This is a genomic window from Gordonia sp. ABKF26 (assembly GCF_041103195.1).
Taxonomy (GTDB): domain Bacteria; phylum Actinomycetota; class Actinomycetes; order Mycobacteriales; family Mycobacteriaceae; genus Gordonia; species Gordonia terrae.
This window is the reverse complement of record NZ_JBGCVZ010000007.1, coordinates 1-16,634: the sequence shown is the minus strand read 5'-3', so window position 1 is coordinate 16,634 and position 16,634 is coordinate 1. Positions and strand designations below refer to the sequence as shown.

17 protein-coding genes and 3 pseudogenes are annotated in these 16,634 nt (G+C 64.7%); 11 read left to right on the top strand and 9 right to left on the bottom strand.

Annotated features, from left to right (window positions below):
- Positions 1-255 precede the first annotated feature (255 nt).
- From AB4Z55_RS27335 to AB4Z55_RS27320, 4 genes are all read right to left on the bottom strand, one after another.
- A complete protein-coding gene (locus tag AB4Z55_RS27335; protein WP_075863437.1) occupies positions 256-714 on the bottom strand; it encodes a hypothetical protein in 459 nt (152 codons plus the stop codon).
- Positions 715-830: 116 nt separating this feature from the next.
- Entirely contained in the window at positions 831-2,294 is a 1,464-nt protein-coding gene (locus AB4Z55_RS27330) for a hypothetical protein (protein ID WP_369521178.1), read from the bottom strand.
- Between the two features lie 16 nt (positions 2,295-2,310).
- Positions 2,311-2,706, bottom strand: a complete 396-nt coding sequence (locus AB4Z55_RS27325; RefSeq protein ID WP_369521177.1) for a PLD nuclease N-terminal domain-containing protein — start codon at positions 2,704-2,706, stop codon at positions 2,311-2,313.
- Between the two features lie 139 nt (positions 2,707-2,845).
- Positions 2,846-3,010 (bottom strand): hypothetical protein, encoded by a 165-nt coding sequence (locus AB4Z55_RS27320; protein WP_369521176.1) that lies wholly within the window; start codon positions 3,008-3,010, stop codon positions 2,846-2,848.
- 316 nt (positions 3,011-3,326) lie between these two features.
- Between AB4Z55_RS27320 and AB4Z55_RS27315 the strand changes: the two genes are divergently transcribed.
- Together AB4Z55_RS27315 and AB4Z55_RS27310 are read left to right on the top strand one after the other, a co-directional pair.
- A complete protein-coding gene (locus AB4Z55_RS27315) occupies positions 3,327-3,713 on the top strand; it encodes a hypothetical protein (protein WP_369521175.1) in 387 nt (128 codons plus the stop codon).
- A 417-nt stretch (positions 3,714-4,130) separates the two neighbouring features.
- Positions 4,131-5,114 carry a DUF1524 domain-containing protein gene (locus AB4Z55_RS27310; protein WP_369521174.1) on the top strand — a complete coding sequence of 328 codons (984 nt, stop codon included), beginning with the start codon at positions 4,131-4,133 and terminating at the stop codon, positions 5,112-5,114.
- 251 nt (positions 5,115-5,365) lie between these two features.
- Here the strand turns inward: AB4Z55_RS27310 and AB4Z55_RS27305 are convergent, their stop codons facing one another.
- The gene (locus tag AB4Z55_RS27305; protein WP_369521173.1) at positions 5,366-6,490 is read right to left on the bottom strand and encodes a hypothetical protein; all 1,125 of its coding nucleotides are present in this window, start codon (positions 6,488-6,490) and stop codon (positions 5,366-5,368) included.
- A gap of 64 nt (positions 6,491-6,554) precedes the next feature.
- On the opposite strand from AB4Z55_RS27305, the gene AB4Z55_RS27300 reads away from it, so the two are divergent.
- Positions 6,555-7,232 carry a hypothetical protein gene (locus AB4Z55_RS27300; RefSeq protein ID WP_369521172.1) on the top strand — a complete coding sequence of 226 codons (678 nt, stop codon included), beginning with the start codon at positions 6,555-6,557 and terminating at the stop codon, positions 7,230-7,232.
- Positions 7,233-7,274: 42 nt separating this feature from the next.
- On the opposite strand, the gene AB4Z55_RS27295 is transcribed toward AB4Z55_RS27300, so the two are convergent.
- Positions 7,275-8,792 carry an LGFP repeat-containing protein gene (locus AB4Z55_RS27295; protein WP_369521171.1) on the bottom strand — a complete coding sequence of 506 codons (1,518 nt, stop codon included), beginning with the start codon at positions 8,790-8,792 and terminating at the stop codon, positions 7,275-7,277.
- Positions 8,793-9,317: 525 nt separating this feature from the next.
- Here AB4Z55_RS27295 and AB4Z55_RS27290 point away from each other — a divergent pair.
- The 3 genes from AB4Z55_RS27290 to AB4Z55_RS27280 all read left to right on the top strand — a co-directional run bounded on the left by AB4Z55_RS27290 (position 9,318) and on the right by AB4Z55_RS27280 (position 11,868).
- Complete coding sequence (locus tag AB4Z55_RS27290; protein WP_369521170.1) at positions 9,318-9,857, top strand: hypothetical protein; 540 nt, start codon at positions 9,318-9,320, stop codon at positions 9,855-9,857.
- Positions 9,858-10,043: 186 nt separating this feature from the next.
- Positions 10,044-10,406 carry a DUF6262 family protein gene (locus AB4Z55_RS27285; RefSeq protein WP_369521169.1) on the top strand — a complete coding sequence of 121 codons (363 nt, stop codon included), beginning with the start codon at positions 10,044-10,046 and terminating at the stop codon, positions 10,404-10,406.
- A 205-nt stretch (positions 10,407-10,611) separates the two neighbouring features.
- A complete protein-coding gene (locus AB4Z55_RS27280; protein WP_369521168.1) occupies positions 10,612-11,868 on the top strand; it encodes a hypothetical protein in 1,257 nt (418 codons plus the stop codon).
- 8 nt (positions 11,869-11,876) lie between these two features.
- Here AB4Z55_RS27280 and AB4Z55_RS27275 read toward each other — a convergent pair whose 3' ends face one another.
- From AB4Z55_RS27275 to AB4Z55_RS27265, 3 genes are all read right to left on the bottom strand, one after another.
- On the bottom strand, positions 11,877-12,014 hold the full coding sequence (locus tag AB4Z55_RS27275; protein ID WP_369521167.1) for a hypothetical protein: 138 nt from the start codon (positions 12,012-12,014) through the stop codon (positions 11,877-11,879).
- 286 nt (positions 12,015-12,300) lie between these two features.
- Positions 12,301-12,552 (bottom strand): hypothetical protein, encoded by a 252-nt coding sequence (locus tag AB4Z55_RS27270; RefSeq protein ID WP_369521166.1) that lies wholly within the window; start codon positions 12,550-12,552, stop codon positions 12,301-12,303.
- A complete protein-coding gene (locus AB4Z55_RS27265) occupies positions 12,549-12,878 on the bottom strand; it encodes a hypothetical protein (RefSeq protein WP_369521165.1) in 330 nt (109 codons plus the stop codon). Before AB4Z55_RS27265 ends, AB4Z55_RS27270 begins: the two co-directional genes overlap by 4 nt.
- 228 nt (positions 12,879-13,106) lie before the next feature.
- Between AB4Z55_RS27265 and AB4Z55_RS27260 the strand changes: the two are divergent.
- From AB4Z55_RS27260 to AB4Z55_RS27240, 5 genes and pseudogenes are all read left to right on the top strand, one after another.
- Positions 13,107-13,313, top strand: a pseudogene (locus AB4Z55_RS27260) (hypothetical protein).
- Positions 13,314-13,766: 453 nt separating this feature from the next.
- Entirely contained in the window at positions 13,767-14,714 is a 948-nt protein-coding gene (locus tag AB4Z55_RS27255; protein WP_369518901.1) for a hypothetical protein, read from the top strand.
- A gap of 96 nt (positions 14,715-14,810) precedes the next feature.
- Positions 14,811-15,146: an ArsR/SmtB family transcription factor gene (locus AB4Z55_RS27250; protein WP_369518902.1), complete on the top strand. Its 336-nt coding sequence runs from the start codon at positions 14,811-14,813 to the stop codon at positions 15,144-15,146.
- Positions 15,146-15,355: pseudogene (locus AB4Z55_RS27245) on the top strand (hypothetical protein); the annotation flags it as partial. The gene AB4Z55_RS27250 and the pseudogene AB4Z55_RS27245, both read left to right, overlap by 1 nt.
- A gap of 68 nt (positions 15,356-15,423) precedes the next feature.
- Positions 15,424-16,601 (top strand): annotated as a pseudogene (locus AB4Z55_RS27240) (IS3 family transposase).
- Positions 16,602-16,634: the final 33 nt, after the last annotated feature.

The window sequence follows — 16,634 nt, the reverse complement described above, 5'->3', positions numbered from 1 at the left end:
TTTGTCGCGGGCGTCGAGTCTCCGCCGGGCTTTGTGGGTAGTAGCTCGTGGTACCTCCGTTTCGAACCCACCGCCACACCGGCGGCCGTCGCCGAGCTGAACGCGGCCAACGGCTGGAAGCATCCACCGGATCGCGTGCGGGAGTCCGTTGCTCACCAGCGACTCCCTACAGAAGATCGGCCTACAGTGCGCTCGAGCGGTCAGTGAACAGGATCGCGAGCTCGGTGGTACATCTGCGACCTCGGTTGCGGCGGATCAGGTTTGGGTGGCGTTGAGGTAGATCGTTCGGGGATCTCGTACTGGATCCCAGGTGGCAGTGAGGTAGTTAGTGGACTGCCATCGCGTTGACCTGACCAGTGTCGAGCTCGGCGCCGGCCCGTGGCGGTCCTGGGTTCTGATATCGAAATAGTCCCGGGTGATCGGCGTGGGTGGGGGGAATCCTGACCGGTCGAGTAACTGGGCCAGCCGATCAGCAGACGGTGTGGCAATGACCAGATAGGCGCTGGAGTCGGGGAACGCGCTGAACACCTCGCCGTAGACGACATCGTCACCGTTGACCAGGACCAGGCCGATTCCCTCGGCCAAACTTGTCGCGTCCTCAGCTGACTCGTAGGTATGCGGGGTCATCCCCCAGTCGATCCACTCGAACAGCGCCCACCTCAGACCAGCGAGGCCCGCCACGGCGCCAACGACGACAACCAGTACTGCGGCCACGCCTTTCCACCATCGGAAACGGCGGGCAGCCTGCCCGTGACGAGACTGCCGATCAGCTGCCCTGTCGAGTTCGTCTCCGCGCGTGACCACGGTCCGTTGGTCCGTTTGTCGGCGCTTCATGGGGCGTACCGGGTGACTGAGTGGGATATGAAGTCTGCGGTGTAATCGATCAGAAGCAGATACGGTCCGGTGACTTGCCACTGGGCGGTGTCGGTGGGTGCTGGTAGCCGCCACGACTGCCTGCCCGTCTCGGCGTCGTATGCGCTGAGAATCGGAACGTTCGGGCGGTGGTTGGCCGTCGGGTCGCCGTCGAAAAGCAATCGTGTGCCGTCGAATCCGAGGTATCGCTGCCCGTACCCGATGGTCGCCTGGCCTCGCTGGTCGCCGGTTTGTGCGTCGAACACCGTCCACGTCCCTGTGCTGCCTTGGGCGTAGTCGTCGGACTCGATCGCTGCGTACTGGTCATCGAGCAGTCTCAGCGAGTGCTTCGACATGCCGGTATCCCAGCGCATCGCGCGATCCTGGATTGATGCGATCCCGACAGCGGCCCCCGATGACAGCGCGAGTTCGTCGCCGTCAACCGTCGTGATCTGCTCGAAGTTCCCCGGGACCACGCGCCAACCTGCGAGTTCGCCAGTTCTCACACCGTCGGCGTCGAAGAACATGACTCGGTCGTCCCCTCGGTCGGAGCGGCTGGTCACGAACCCAGAGGGGTGCAGGACCGCCGCGTCGGGTGGTGTGCCGCTCTCACTGTCGGTGCGAGAGAAGACCCGCGTGCCGGTGTCCAGTCGGCAAATGGTGAAACCACCGCGCGTCGTGTCGCTCACGGCGAACAGGTTGCCGGCGTCGGAGACGACCGCGCGGTCCTGATTGACCGGCGGTTGGATCGACCAGGCCTGGTGGCCCTGCGAGTCGAACTTGGTGATCGTCATCTGCCGATCGGGAGGATCGTCTACGACCTCGAGGCGATACTCGACTTTCGGTGGGCCGCTGGCGGAATGCTCCTCCGGGATAACAACGTTCTCTATGTCGTTGGTCTCGACGAGGAAACCGTCACCGACACCCGTGAGGGTCGTCACGGAACCGGCGGTTCGGATGAGCGCGGCGGTTTCTTCCGTGCCGGTTCGTGGATCAAGGAACGACACCCTGGTAGCGACGGCGCCGTCTACGCGGACGCGTCGGGTGCAGGCCAGCTGGCCGTCGCCGCTCAATGCACACCCGTCGTCCCAGCCGATCCGTGGTGTGTCCCACAGCGGTCGTCCGGTGTCGGGGTCCAGGGCCTGGAGTGCGCTGGGTTTGCCGATCGCGGTCTGGGTGGCCTGGACGATCACCACGTCGTCGTCCGCGGCCGGCACCACCACACCCGCGTCGCGGAACTCGTTGCCGAACAACGATCCCGCATCCGCTGTCCACCGCATCTCCGGCGCCGTGGGCATCGATTCAAGGATCGGGGCGGCGAAAGTCTGGTCGGGCTCCTCGTCGCCAGTCACGACGGTCACGACCCCGAACACCAGCACCGCGGTCGCCAACAGCGCGAACAACACCAGAGCTTCGCGACGACCACGATCCGCGATGTGCATCGATTACCTGCCTCTCCTACTTGGAGGCCGGCGGTGGGTTCGTGTCGTCTGGGCGCTCAGACCGGTCGGCGGCTCGCTGCTGTTCGCGGGCGGTCTGACGTTGCTGTTCGGCGCGATCGCGTAACTGCTGGAGGAACTCTCGATCCGCTGCGGGGTCTTGCGGGATGTAGCGGCCGGGGCGGTCGTATTCCGGGAACTCGCTGGCCGCGCCCGAGTGCTGCCGGCGCGGTCGTTCATCACCCACAGGGCGCCCGACCGCCAGCCACACCAGCGCACCGATCAGCGGCAGCATCACCACCAGCACTACCCAGGCGAACTTGGGCAGCCCACGTACGGCGGCGTCGTCGGTGGTGATGATGTCGATCAGCGCGATCACCAGGATCACCAGGTAGATCAGCCCGAGGTACGGCACCGCTTTCCTCCTACCGCCAGCTACTACCCCATCACCTCGTGCGCTGGGTCGCGAACGATCACCCTAACGCAAACACCGTCCGCGACAGCGCAAGTCAATAGTCGGCGACCGGTCGCGTTTCGGCTGCGGCGCGACACCGTCAGTACAGATCGTCTTCGAGCTCAGCAGAGCGGTGTGCTCGCCGGATCAGGGCCACGACGAACACAGCAAACGTCACCCCACCGGCCACCCACACCGGCCATACCGGAATTGACCACCACAGATGCGCGGCCGCTAACGCGACGGTGACGGCGGCCAGCACCATCGTCGCTCGCGTCCCCACACTCCAACCGGACCGGGCGACGCCGCCCTGCGAATTGGTGGGCGTTTCATCATTCGGTGCGTTATTTGTTGCCATTGCTGCTCCCCGATTAGCTGCGCCGTCAACACATTCACTACATTGTTTGCAATGCGTACTTTACAACGCGTCCGGACAGTTGTCGGTCATAGTTGCAGGCATGTCACGGCAACGGCAATCGATTTTGGTCAGTGCTCGGATCACGGGCCACATCATGTGGTGGGTCTTCGTAGTCTCCGCCCTCTTCACCGGTGGAATCACCTGGTGGGGAACCTATTCGACGATGACTGGCGCATTCTCCGAAGGTTGGTCGGGTTGGACGGCCTACACCCCGACGACTGGCGCGGTCTACGTCGACCTCATCGGTGGCAGCCCCGGCATTCACACGTGGTGGCAGAACCCCGCCTACTACGCGCTCGCAGCATTTGTGCTGGTCGTAGTCGCTGCTGTCGTTGACGCGGTCGCCGCCAGACGGCTCGTCGCCGGGATCGTCACCGTCGTGGTGCCGTTTGTGGCGTTGGGGTTGTTCGTGCTGGCCACCCCCGGAACCATCGATGGGGTCGAGCTGCGCAGCATCGGTTCCATGGCGCTCGTCCTCGCCGGGGTCGCGGTACGCGAAGGGTGGATGCGCGCAGGCACACCGAGAGCAGATGCTGAGCTCCATGAATGATGGACGGGCCCCGCGGATCGTCGAGGTGTCGCAGCCGGGGTAGTGGTGATCGAACCAGCCGCGCCGACACCGTGGCCGCCCGCCCATCTCGGTTCGGGCCGGGTTATCAACGCCGTTCCGGGCAATGACAACGGGGGGGTCATTCCCGAATCCGACTCCGTTACCGCGAGTAACAGGGGGGCATCGAGGCAATCGCGGGACGGGTTTGTCCGGTTCGGTAACGATGTCCGAGTGGGTTGCTATAGGTAGTTGACATTCGATCGGCCAGTGCGCGCCGGTCGCCGCTTGTGCGAAAGGCTCTCCCGCTCAATGGCTATGCCCCCGCTCCCCCCTGCCGTCTCCTCGTCAGAGCCGCCGGCCACCCCCTCACCTCGCAGGACTCGCACGCGGGTCTTGGTCGGCAGCTGCGCCGCTGTGATGGCCCTGGCGCTGGGTGCGTGCGGGACGACCAACACGACCACCGAGCGTGTCGCCGACACCTCAACCCTGCCTGCGACGACGACGTCGGCCGCGACGGCGTCGGAGGTGGTGTCGCTGCCCACCGCAACGCCGGTCGTCACGGTGTCGGCGGCACCGGCCGCGAACAAAGCACTGGCCACGCTGGACACCCTCGAGGTGAAGGGTCGCGCACCCAAGACCGGGTATGACCGAGCTCTGTTCGGGCAAGCCTGGACCGATGACGTGAACGTCGACAGCGGCCACAACGGCTGCGACACCCGCAACGACATCCTGCGCCGCGACCTCACCAACATCGTGCTCAAGCCCGGCTCGAACGGCTGCGCCGTGCAGTCCGGAACACTCGCCGACCCCTACACCGGCACCACCATCCCGTTCGTGCGTGGCCAACAGACCTCCTCGGCGGTACAGATCGACCACGTCGTCGCGCTGTCGGATGCATGGCAGAAGGGCGCCCAGCAGCTCTCCGCGGCCCAGCGAGCAGACTTCGCCAACGATCCGCGCAACCTGCAAGCCACCGACGGCCCCACCAACCAGCAGAAGGGCGACGGTGACGCCGCGACCTGGCTGCCGCCGAACCGCTCTTACCGCTGCACCTACGTCGCCCGTCAGGTCGAGGTCAAAGCCGCCTACCAGCTGTGGGTGACCCAGGCCGAGAAGGACGCCATCACCCGCGTCCTCGGTAGCTGCGGCGCCGCGGTGCCGGCACCGACGACCCGCCAGATCCCCAACACCCGCACCTCGACCGCGACACCGATCCCGGAACCGACCTACACGCCGCCGACGACGACCTACACCCCGCCACCTGCGGTTGAGGCGCCCTCGTCTGTCTACTACGCCAACTGCTCGGCAGTCCGCGCCGCGGGCGCGGCCCCGATCTACGCCGGCCAGCCCGGGTACAGCAGCAAGCTCGACCGCGACGGCGACGGCGTCGCCTGCGAATAGCGTCCTGAGATGCGACCTGCGAACGTATCTATGCTGCTGGGTTCAGGTGTCGCGGCTGTCGGGGTTCGATGACTGGCCGTCGGGTCGCGATGTCTTTCGTGCCGCGTAGACAAGTCCGAACGCGATACCTACCGCTGGGCCGACCGCGATCCCTAACGCCAGATTGCCCACCAGCACACCGAATGTAATGCCCAGTGGCACGGCGATCGCAAGACCCACCCCGATTGCAGTCGCCTCCCGTGCACTGTCGCTCACTCGGCGCGCTGGAGTAGTTGGGTATGCAAGTCAGCCATGTTGGTGCCGTAGACGAGGTTGGCGAAGTGGATTGCGCCGGTGGCTGCCTCGAGAGGGTCGTCGCTGCCGGCGATGACGATGGACAGGACCGCATAGGCGGCTCGGTGGAGGTGGTGGGTGTTGGCATAGTGCCGGTTCTCGGTGAGGCCTATGTCGAGGTTGTGGGGAGCTTCGGCGTAGTGGAACTGCGGATCGGGGTGCGTGGGATCGGCAGCAGCTTTCACTGATCGGTAATGCTCGTCGGCGTCGGGCGGTCTGATGCCCTGGGTGATCAGGGGAATGGCTGTTTTCACCCACGGCTGGTCGCCGATACCTGCTGCGACGCAGGCTTGTTGCGCTGTCCACACAGCTAGTTCGCGCTGGCGGGCGGCGGGGAGGTTGACTACTTTCTCGGCCAGCTGCGGGTTGGCTGTGTAGACATAGAACGCGCCTGTGTACCAGTTGATCGCTTGCGCGGTGGGGTCTTGCATCTGCATGGGAGTGAAGACCGGCAGGTCCACGATCGGTTGGGCGAACTCGATGTTCGAGAGGTCCTCGACGACGATGCTGGTGTCCCGAGGCTCCTCGGTGGCTTCGGTTTCGGAGGGTTGTCCGTCGGGACCGGGCCAGAGCTTGGGGGGTTGAAGGTTCTCGCCGGTGTCGGGCCACAGTCGGATGCGCCAGGAGTCGCCTGGTGTGGTGGACCCCGGCCACCCCTGTGCCACGAAGTCTTTGCCGCTGACCTCGGCGATGTAGTCACCGGGGTCGAGATCGTAGGTGAGGGGCTCGGTGGTGGGCGATTCCAGCGTCAGGGTGCGGTCCTCGTCGATGGTGAGGTGGTCCTCGCTGACCTGTTGCCAGTCGTCGCGGTCTTCCGGAGGCCGGCGTTCCCACATCTGCACGTCGATGACCATGTCGAAGTTGTTCTGATGCGGCGACAGGACCACGATCAACCCGTCTGTGCCCGCATTCGCACTCGGTTGCTCGCGTTGAGCCCGCTCCAGAAGTGCCATCTCATCGACATCGAACCGCGCGTTGCCACGCAACAGGAATTGGCCGTAATCCATGGCCAGACGGAACTGTTCGGTGTGCAGGGGCTCCATCGTCCTACTCCTACCCTATGTCCGCCGTCGCTGCTCCGAAGCCGGTGTTGTTCGTGGCAACCGCGTGATCGCGAGCCATTCAAAAGTCGCGGTAGGTGTATGCCATGCGCTGATGCTGACACGCTCGACGGTCTCGCTGCTGTGCCCTGCTCGGCGCATAGAGTCGGGTGGTTGTTCCCGCAGCGGCTTCGGTATTCGTCGCGCGTACTTCTATCAGGGGAGAGAGATGACCCGCTTCGGTCGAGTTCGTTCGGGTGTGATGGCCCTGGCGGTGGTGTTGTGTGTCGGGATGCTGTTCCCGGCATGTGGGTTTCAGGAGCCGACGTATCGCAAGAGCATCGACGCAGACGATGCTGCTGCTCGCGTCGAAGGCAAAGGGGTGCACGTGCCCGACGGCTTCACGTTTTCCAAGGGCTTCGTGTGGCCGATAGCTTCAGTCGGCACCTCGGCGTTCGCCATCCGGTACGACGGGCCAGCTGATCAGTTCCGGACGTTGCGGGCCGCCGACGTCGGTCGCGACTTGATCGAGTTTGAGGATCTGCCGTGCGCGTCCATTCCCGCACCTCGAGCCAGCGGAGAGCTCGTCGAGCTGGGTTTGGTCTGTCCCGCCGGCGGTGGTTCGAGGATCACTCGGACCCAGCGACTGTACGGGGGCCAATCCCTGGATCTTGGCACCCATGCCGTGGTTCTCAACCCCGCCCCGTCGCACACGCAGTTGTTCGTTCTGTACGCGGGGACGTAGCCGAGCCGCCGGTGCAGAACCGGCGGCTCGGCTACTGACTTTCTAGCGCAAGCCTTCCCACGCGATCGGGCTGCCGTGTCCGAAGACCTGGAACCACTTGTTGATTCCGAGCCGGAACCCTCGGAGCGCGATCTCCGTGGCGAAATCGACCGGAAGCGAGTTGGTGTACTCGGGGTCGAAGTCGTACTCGTCGTAGGTGTGGGCCTGCTGCACCAGCTTGATCGGATGCCGGCCAGCCGGACCGGGCCGGGCGATGACTGAGGTGCACGCCGACATCGAGTACCCCCCGGCCGCGTACCACTGATCAGTGCCGGACAGTCCTCGGGTCACAATCCAGCCCTTGTACTCATCGCCCTCCTCATCTTTGCCGATCGCGATGAAGGTCGCTTTGAAGGGCTTGTTGAGCCGATCGGCGAACTCGATGGCGGTCGCGACAGTGTGGTCACGATTGGCCGCGCGGACCAGCGCGGGTGCAGTGAATCCGGGAATGCCAGTGAACGACTCTTCCATCCATTCATCGACCGTGCTCGGTGCCAGTGTGACGGCGAGACCTGGATCTTCGTACATGTGCCTCCACAGGTACCGAGTAACGTCATAACCCCCCAAGGTGGCTAGGGCGTTGTCGACCATGTTCGCTTCCTGGCGATTCTGTTCCGACAGGGAGCCGTCGGGATCATCGACAGTGTTCCAATCCGCGAACGTGTCTGCCTTCGGCCACACGGGATACTCCGGGAAAACCCAGGTGTCGTCGAGGGTCAACTCCTCGGAGTCGTCGACTTGGTGGACGCCGCCGAGCTGGCCATCCCACAGCCGCAACGTGCCTCGCTGGAACGTCTGCGAGACGTTGTCACCGGTGTAGACCGGGCCAGCCGTCGGATAGCCGTACGGCCCGGCTTCGTACCCGGACAGGCCCCAGAACATGTGCAGCGGCCCGTACACCGGGTGCGCCCCGGTGTTGGGGTGCCAGTAGATCGCCCCGCCCTGGAAGGTGGTGAAACGGCCCTTGCCGTCGGGGGCGACGATCTCATCCGAGGTCGGAAACTTCAGGACACCGGTCTCGGCGCCGAGAGCCTTCCACTTGTCATAGATCAGACCCTGGATCGAGTGTGCCCCGGTGGCCGGCGACCAGTAGATGTGGCCGCCCTGGAACTCCTGGCGGCGGCTGATGCCATCGGACAGCACGATCTCGTCGGTCTTCGGGTACTTCAGGAAGCCGGTTTCGTAGCCGTGGTCACCCCACTTGAACAGGAACTCGTGCGCCACCGGGTGCGCGCCGGTGGCTGCCGACCAGTAGATGTTGCCGCCAATGAACTCCGATCGTTTGCCGGTGTTGCCCGGGTTGGTCAGCTCGTTGCTCTTGGGAAACAGCAGGAAGCTCGTCGGTCCTCCCATCTGGTTGTACTTGTCGCGGATCGCCCCGCACACCTGGAACGTTGTGGGCGGGTAGATCTGGCAGCCGGCCGCGACCGCGGCAGTGGTTGTGAAAGCCTGCACAGCCGGTGTGGTGTCCTCGAGGGTCGTGGCAGTGGCCGTGGCCTCAGACGTGGTGTTGTCGTGCATTACGAATACTCCTTGCGAGTGGTGAAAATCCATCGCCTTTTGTTGGCGGCGGATGCTCGACGAGGTGACGAGCTAACGACAGGTTGGCATCCGCCACCGACAATTTCCCATCACTCCAGGCCACACCATGAATCGACACAGAAATACGTCCGGCGGTGCTGCAGAATGCGTTGTGGACACCCGTCCTCCACACAACACCGCAGATCACACAGGACTTTTGAACCCTCCGACAGTGCATCTGTCGGCAACTTGCGCTACACCTGAGAGTGGCTTTATACCAATGGGTTTGCGGGATAGTGCGGTCAAGGGCAGGGTGGCGAAGCGCCACCGAACGACTCGTCCCCTGCCGTCCCGACGGTCCCCCTGAATCATTAGAAAATGGAGTAGACGATAATGGCCGATACTTTGTTTGCGGATATTTCCGAATGGCAGCCACCTATCGATGACAGCTATCCGTATAAATGGTTGTCTATCCGATCGAATGACGGCACCTATCGTGACCGCAATTTCGCCCATAATTGGAATATGGCGCGGTCGTGGCTCGACTCAGGCCGGTTACGCGGGCTCATCGTCTACTGCGTGTACCGGCGCAACTGGCGAGACGTCCTGGACACCCACCGACAGATGCAAGGCGAGAACCGCCCCGACGTCGTGTCGATGGTCGACGTGGAATCGTGGGGCGGACAGATCGCCGGCGACAACAGCGATCCGATCAACCGGCTCGTCTGGGGCATCAGCGACTGGCGCGGCCCCCATATCCACGGTCGTCCGCGGCGCGTGATCGGCTACCTCAACCCCCACGACGCCCATATCTGGCCCACCCGTCCCCCGATCGGGTTCGTCGTTCCGTCCTACGGTTCGCGGCCGAGGTTTACCGCCGGCACCCGCGACCTGGCCGCACAGATGATCGCCCACCAATACACCGACGGCCAGGGGTACGGCAACGGCCTCCCCGAGGGGTACGGCACGGTGCGCTGCGACATGAACGCCGCCAACGGCTACGACTCCGAACAGCTACGCGTCGCCACCGGAATCGACCAGGCCGCGCGATCACCCGTCCGATGAACCGCAGGCCGCAGCCCGGCCCGGCTCGACCCGCCCGGTGTCACCCGCACCCCCTATTATTCGTACATATGTTCGATACGTCGATCGGGGATGTGCTGCGACCACCTGGCCACTGGCTCCGACAACCGGGCGAGTCACCGTCAGCGGACTACCCCCGGCCGCAGGACACCGTGGAGGTCACCGTTGATGCACGCCGATAACAGCGCCCACCTCCGCGCAGCTGCGCGCCGCCGCCACGACGCCACCCGCCGACGCGCCCTCGCAGCCCTGGACACCCACCCTGCGCCCACCACTGTCGCAGGACTCGCCCGCATTGCCGGCGTCGCACGCTCATGGATCTACACCCAACCCGACATCCTCGCCCGCATCAGGGCAGCCCCAATCGAATCTGCGGCACAGAAGCCCACCGCACTCGACGCGGCCACCCCACCCACAGGTAGCCGACACCGTCCTAACCCCAATCTCGCCGCCGAGAACGCCCGGCTACGCCACCAACTCGCCGCCGCACACCGCCAACTACACGCCGCACGGCACCGACACGTCCAATAAGCCCGCATTGGCCTGACCGCGCCGATCAGACCTCAATGCCCAGTTTCCGGAAGCGCTGACCCGTCGCCTGGACGTTGCCGTTGTCGCCAAGAGGCCCACCCACCGGGCAGGCCCCCTGAGTCCAGCGGAGGTCGTCGCCTCGCCAGTCCGGCACCGCAGCGAGATGCGAGCGTCCCAGCCTCCGGGGTAGAGCATCATGATCCACATGACACGCACCGACGAGACTTGGCACCGACTGCGGGAGTGGACGACTGGACAGCCTCCGTCCGAGCGTCTGGCAGCGCTTGTCTTGGATGCCGAGGGCTACGAGAGCATCGATCCCTCGCACCCCTTGGGCGGCCCGGACGGCGGAGCCGATGCGCTCGTCAAGAAGAACGGCCAGAAATGGATCATGGCGGTCTACTTCCCCCGGGGACAGCAGACGCTCGCCGACATCACATCCAAGCTCTCCGCTGACATCGCCTCGGCCAAAAAGAAGGAGGAACACCTGACCGGCCTGGTGTTCGTCACGAATCAAGAACTGCGACTGGCCGAACGCAGAGATCTCAGCCTCCTCGGCGACGGCATCGAAATCGACCTGATCCACCTGGAGCGGCTAACAACCATCCTCGACCGGCCCCACATGGCCCAGGTCCGGGAACAGTTCCTGGACATAAAAGCCGGCCCCAGGCCGATACTCGTGTCGGTCGACATTCAGGGCACCGCGCGCTCCTTCGATCGCGCCGACGAGGTGCGGGACGCGCTCGTCGAGATCTACGAGAAACAGGTGCATGACAGCAACGAGGAAAACAAACAACACGCGAGCGAGCCCAGTTCCTTCATGCCACGCAGTGCCTTCGCAGCGATGGGCTACTCGGAGCCGGACCGCACGGTGCTCAGCGCTGACCAGATCGCCGCGAAAGTGACACGCTTCCGTGAACGACTGGCGGCCCGTTGGCCCTCGTGCCAGGACTATCTCGCCCGGATCGCCTGGCCAGCGGTCCACTTCACCATTACCAACTGCGAAGAATCGTTTCTGACCGACGTCGAGGTGATCCTCACTTTCCACGGCGCTCGAGGGCTCGAGTACGACGACATCGACGAGTTCGAATGGGAACGGCTGAAAGACCCGAACTGGGAACCGCCAGCAGGTCCGTTCGGCATACCGGTGGCTCAGTACCTGCCAAAATTCACGCCGAAGGATCACCCGGTCGACTGGCGACACAACGAGTCCGGTGATCTGGAAGTCACAATCAACCTTGCCAGGCTTCGGCCCCATCCCCCAGCGCGCCAGGAATACGACGATGTCGTCGTAATCGTGGACGACCCCGGCCGCGAGTCGATCACCGTGACCTACACCGTGACCGCCGAGGGCTACGGAACCGTATTCGAGGGCGAGGCCACCGAACTACCGGTCGAGCGGATCGACATGTTCGACTCGCTCGAAGCAGCGATCGCCGCGGCACACCCTGATGAGGACTGACCAGCTGCTCACCGCACCAAGCCGATGACCTCTGTCCCGGGGTACTCGGCGCCGGCATCGACGCTGACCGTCACATGCACCCCGACCTTGTCTCCCATCGCCACCAACGCATCCGACGAGAACCGAGACACCTCCCCAGTTATCAACTCCGGCCAAGCTCCTCGCACGACTGCGCAACCGCGACAACCCCATCCCCGACGACGAGGCCATCATCTTCGCGATGGCCAACGAGCAGCGCGCCGTCACCAGCTCCAGGCGCTACAGCGGACCCACTCGTGGCCGCGGCCCAGAAGATCATGACCAGCCGCATCAGAGTCGACAAGCGGAGGCCCGATCGGCTACCTCGAGCCCGAACCCACCACCTAGAGTCCGCCTTCGTTTCGGCCCGGGCGCGTACCCTACGCACACCCGGGGCCGAACTGTATCCACCGGTCACCGGTCGTCACGCCCAGCTAGTGACTCGCCCCTCACGTCGTCGCGGTCCGGGCCGAGGGCCTCCACGCTCGCGTCGGTCTCCCTGGCATAGGCCTGAGCCTCGGCATGTTCGGCGTCAGTGAACGTCCGAACCTGCACCGGACGCCCCGGAGGGCGCACGATCAGGGTGAGATCAGCCAACTCGACGCGGACACGCTTGGGTGCGCGGCGGTCGCTGATCCCGCCGGCGGATTCGATGTTCTCGGTCATGGCTCATCCTTCGTCGTCACAGGCTCGGCACGGCGGATCGCGTCGGCAGCGACCATGAGCGGAATCGAGGCGTGCGATTGCTCGTTGGCGCTGGCCACGCGCACCGAGACCACTGCGACCCATCTACCCTGGCTGGTCTGGAGCCAGGCGTGCTGCCAGCCCTGCATGCGTTGCTCGAGGCGCACGCCGCCGGTGCGCACGCGCAGCGGGACCGTGTTGGCCGGGGTGAACCCGCCGGCCATGCCCGCCGCGGTCATGTCGATCCACACCGGGCGCGGTGGGTCGAACACCCGCAGCGTCCTCCGATCAGACCACTCCTCGAACACCCATTCGAGTCTAGCTGTAGGGTAGCGGACACGGGGCGCGGGACGCCCGGTCAGGAATGCGGAGGGAAGCCGCTGACCTGGCCGTCGGTCCGCGCCCCTTTCGCATCCCTGCAACCCGCGTGATTGGGGTCCTTCCGACGGTCATTGTGTCGGTCTACGCTGCGGTCGCGACGCCCCTCCCTCTGGGGGTTCGCACACCTGTTATCGAGAACTCTCAAAGAAGTGGTCATGACTGGAATTGCGGACAAGTTCGACAAAGGCATACGAGGACAAGTCGCTGGCTGAGTTGGCCGATGCGCCGGTCGCAGCGTTGCAGGGCGTCACGACGGCGACGCCGAGAAGCTCCAGGCGGCGTTCAACATCAAGACCGTGCGTGACCTGGGCACCAACAAGTTCTTCTTGTGGGCACAGGCGGTGGCCAAGCTCGCTGAGTAACGCCAGGCCACCGGCCGGAATAGCTGGCCGGTAAGCCCTGTTGAGGAAGGTGACGGTGGCGGGCTCATTGCCCCGGGCCTCATCCCTTTTCGCCGCTGCGAGCGGCCGTTCGCCGAGAGGCGCACTGACCGGCACCGTCCATCATCAACACGCTGAGGCCGTTCATCCCGAGTACGGGGTGGGCGGCCTCAGTCGTCGAACGGGCACACCCCTGGGGAGGTGGTGAACAGGTGGCTGGGATGGCGCCGATGCTGGCCTCCCCGGGTCCGGCCCCGACGGGTTCGGGATGGTCGTGGGAAGCGAAATGGGACGGAGTCGGGTGGGTTCCGGAATTCTGCACCTGCGTCCGAGATGAACTGGCGGCACAAGATCGAGCTCAGGTCGATGGGCGGGCAAGTTCGTGGCGAAGTGACGCGTCTGAACATGTCGTAGGTGACGCTTAGGCTGCTCAGCGTGGGTATTCGCATTGACAACCGTGCCGGCTTCTCCAGCGATCAGCTAGCGACGATGTCCGAAGGGCTGGATCGAATGTCGTGTCCTGCGTCCGCGGAGGTTGTGATCTGTGACGACTTCGTCAGCGAGGTTCGCGATCTGTTGAGTTCAACGACGTACGACACTGCCCGTGGAACGAATGTCGTTGCTGCGAAGACAATCCCGGTATCTGACGACTGCCAGGTGATCGTGGTGAACGCTGAACCCGTGCGCGGGTTGGAACTCGCACAGCTCGGCCGACTACTGGCGCACGAGGCCGGACATGCTCTGATCCATTCGCGGATGGAGGGCCATCCCGACCTTGACCTTCGTTCGCCGCAGATGGGCGAACAGGTGCTTTATGCGCTGGCAACGACCGCGCTGGACGAGTACCGGGTGGAGCGGGCGGTCTACGCGCAGGGCTTCCCGCTCGCGCAGGAGGTGGACTGGCCCGCCGCGGGCCAGGTCGCTACCGACGTGAATCTAGATGTAATGGAGGCAGTCGTTGACAAGACAAACGCCAACGACGTCGAACGGCTTGCTGGTGATATCGCTGCGGTTCACAATTGGTCGTCGAAGAAGATGGCCTACATCGCGGCGGCAGTTGCCGCAGACGCGATGCCTGAAACTGTCGACGTGCTCACGGAACACCAGGTCGACTGGGCGGACTACCTCGAGGGCACGTGGTCTCATCGTCTGGCGGCCTACCGGCTGGCCCCTGACGCTTCATCACCTGCCTCGGCTGACCAACTGCGTCGCGTCGTCGCGAAGCTTCTGACCGTTGAGCGTCACTACCTGACCGCGATGGGTTTCTTCTACCGCGAGTACCGCGACACCTGGGGGTTTCATCGTCGAAAAGACAACTCTCTGTTTGCCGCCAGATTTGATCGTGCCGCTCGTGTCGTGATGGAACGCGCCGGTTCTGAATGACGGACGCGACCTGCACCTGCCGCCCGCTCCTACGGCCGCCCAGCACGTCGATGTTCACTATTTTCTGAATACACAGATCCATGTACAGTACGCGTCATGGGAACTGTTGTGACTGCACAGCGGGACGCTCTGACGAGGTTCGGCTACGCGCTATCTGATTCGACCCGCACGCAGGTGCTGTTGCGGCTGCGGCACGGTCCGGCCTATCCGGCGGACTTGGCCGACACGATCGGGGTGTCGAGGCAAGCATTGTCGAACCACCTGGCATGCCTCCGGGGTTGCGGTCTGGTGGTTGCAGTGCCGGTGGGCCGGCGTAGTCGTTATGAACTGGCTGACAGCCGGATTGGGCACGCGCTCGACGATCTACTCGGCTTGGTGCTCGCGGTGGACCCGTCGTGCTGCCCCGACTCCGGCGACCAGGGGTGCTGCTGATGGCCGCCGAGCTGGGCCTACCGAGTCTTGGCCGTCCGTCGCTGAGTGTCGAACGCCGGGAGCTGTTGCAGCGTCGTATCCGTTGGTTTGTCGCAGCGACCATCACCTACAACGTGATCGAGGCCGTGATCGCGATCAGCGAAGGCGCGCGGGTCTCGTCCGGGGCGTTGATTGGGTTCGGCCTGGATTCGGTGATCGAGGTGTCCTCGGGCGTGAGGAACGAACTGGTGACAACTGATCGTTAGTGCCGGGAGGCGCTGACGGGGAGGATGTCATCATGCCCGGCCCCTATCCCAGAGAGTTCCGCGAGGACGTCGTTGCGGTTGCTCGCAGCCGCGAGAGCGGCGTCACCATCAAACAGATCGCCGCCGACTTCGGTATCAGCGAAGCGACGTTGCAGAACTGGCTCCGTCAAGCCGACGTCGAAGACGGTAACCGTCCCGGCCAGACCGCCGCGGACGCCGCCGAGGCGCGGGAGTTGAAGAAGCGGATCCGGTTGCTCGAGCAGGAGAACGAGGTCCTCCGCCGTGCGGCGGCGTATCTGTCGCAGGCGAACCTGCGGCTTGGTGGCTCCCCAAAATGACGTACCCGCTCGTATCTGAGCTCGCCGACGCGGGGATCCCCGTGACGGTGTCGTGCCGGGTTCTCAAGCTCGCCCGCCAGCCCTACTACCGGTGGCGCAACGACCCCGTCCGGGACGCGGACGTGCTCCGCGCATATCGGATCAACGCGCTGCATGATGCGCACCACGAGGACCCGACGTTCGGCTACCGATACCTCGCCGACGAGGCCCGCCGAGCGGGGTGGCGGATGAGCCGGCGGACGGCGTGGAAGCTGTGCTCGCAGGCGGGGATTCTCTCGTCCGCGCAACGCCGGCGACGCGGGAAGGGGAAGAAGGCCGGGCCGCCCGTGTTCGACGACCACGTCCAGCGCGTGTTCCGCGCCGATGCACCGAACCGGCTCTGGCTCACGGACATCACGGAGCACTGGACGAGCGAAGGCAAGCTCTACTGCTGCGCGATCAAGGACGTGTTCTCCAACCGAATCGTCGGGTACTCGATCTCAGATCGGATGACCGCGAAACTCGCCGTAGACGCCGTCCGAAATGCTGTCGCGCGCCGCGGTGAGGTCGCCGGCTGCATCCTGCACGCCGACAGGGGCAGCCAGTTCCGCAGCCGCGCGATGGCCCGCGAGTTGCGCCGCCACGACATGGTCGGATCGATGGGAAGAGTCGGCGCTGCGGGGGACAACGCGGCCATGGAGTCGTTCTGGTCACTGCTGCAAACGAACGTCCTCAACCAGCAGCGGTGGGCGACCCGGCAGGAGCTGCGACTCGCCATCGTCGTTTGGATCGAGCGGAAGTATCACCGCCAGCGCGCCCAGGACACCCTCGGCGGCTTGACGCCCATCGAGTTCGAAGCCAAGCTAGCCGAGCCGCTCACACTCGCGGCCTAAACCGAACCTGTCACCAGTTCGTTCCTCACGCCC

Coding starts and splice junctions, on each gene's coding strand:
- AB4Z55_RS27330 (WP_369521178.1), bottom strand. CDS start 2,294: ATGCACATCGCGGATCGTGGTCGTCGCGAAGCTCTGGTGTTGTTCGCG.
- AB4Z55_RS27320 (WP_369521176.1), bottom strand. CDS start 3,010: ATGGTGCTGGCCGCCGTCACCGTCGCGTTAGCGGCCGCGCATCTGTGG.
- AB4Z55_RS27315 (WP_369521175.1), top strand. CDS start 3,327: ATGACTGGCGCATTCTCCGAAGGTTGGTCGGGTTGGACGGCCTACACC.
- AB4Z55_RS27310 (WP_369521174.1), top strand. CDS start 4,131: ATGGCCCTGGCGCTGGGTGCGTGCGGGACGACCAACACGACCACCGAG.
- AB4Z55_RS27305 (WP_369521173.1), bottom strand. CDS start 6,490: ATGGAGCCCCTGCACACCGAACAGTTCCGTCTGGCCATGGATTACGGC.
- AB4Z55_RS27295 (WP_369521171.1), bottom strand. CDS start 8,792: ATGCACGACAACACCACGTCTGAGGCCACGGCCACTGCCACGACCCTC.
- AB4Z55_RS27290 (WP_369521170.1), top strand. CDS start 9,318: ATGGCGCGGTCGTGGCTCGACTCAGGCCGGTTACGCGGGCTCATCGTC.
- AB4Z55_RS27285 (WP_369521169.1), top strand. CDS start 10,044: ATGCACGCCGATAACAGCGCCCACCTCCGCGCAGCTGCGCGCCGCCGC.
- AB4Z55_RS27280 (WP_369521168.1), top strand. CDS start 10,612: ATGACACGCACCGACGAGACTTGGCACCGACTGCGGGAGTGGACGACT.
- AB4Z55_RS27270 (WP_369521166.1), bottom strand. CDS start 12,552: ATGACCGAGAACATCGAATCCGCCGGCGGGATCAGCGACCGCCGCGCA.
- AB4Z55_RS27250 (WP_369518902.1), top strand. CDS start 14,811: ATGGGAACTGTTGTGACTGCACAGCGGGACGCTCTGACGAGGTTCGGC.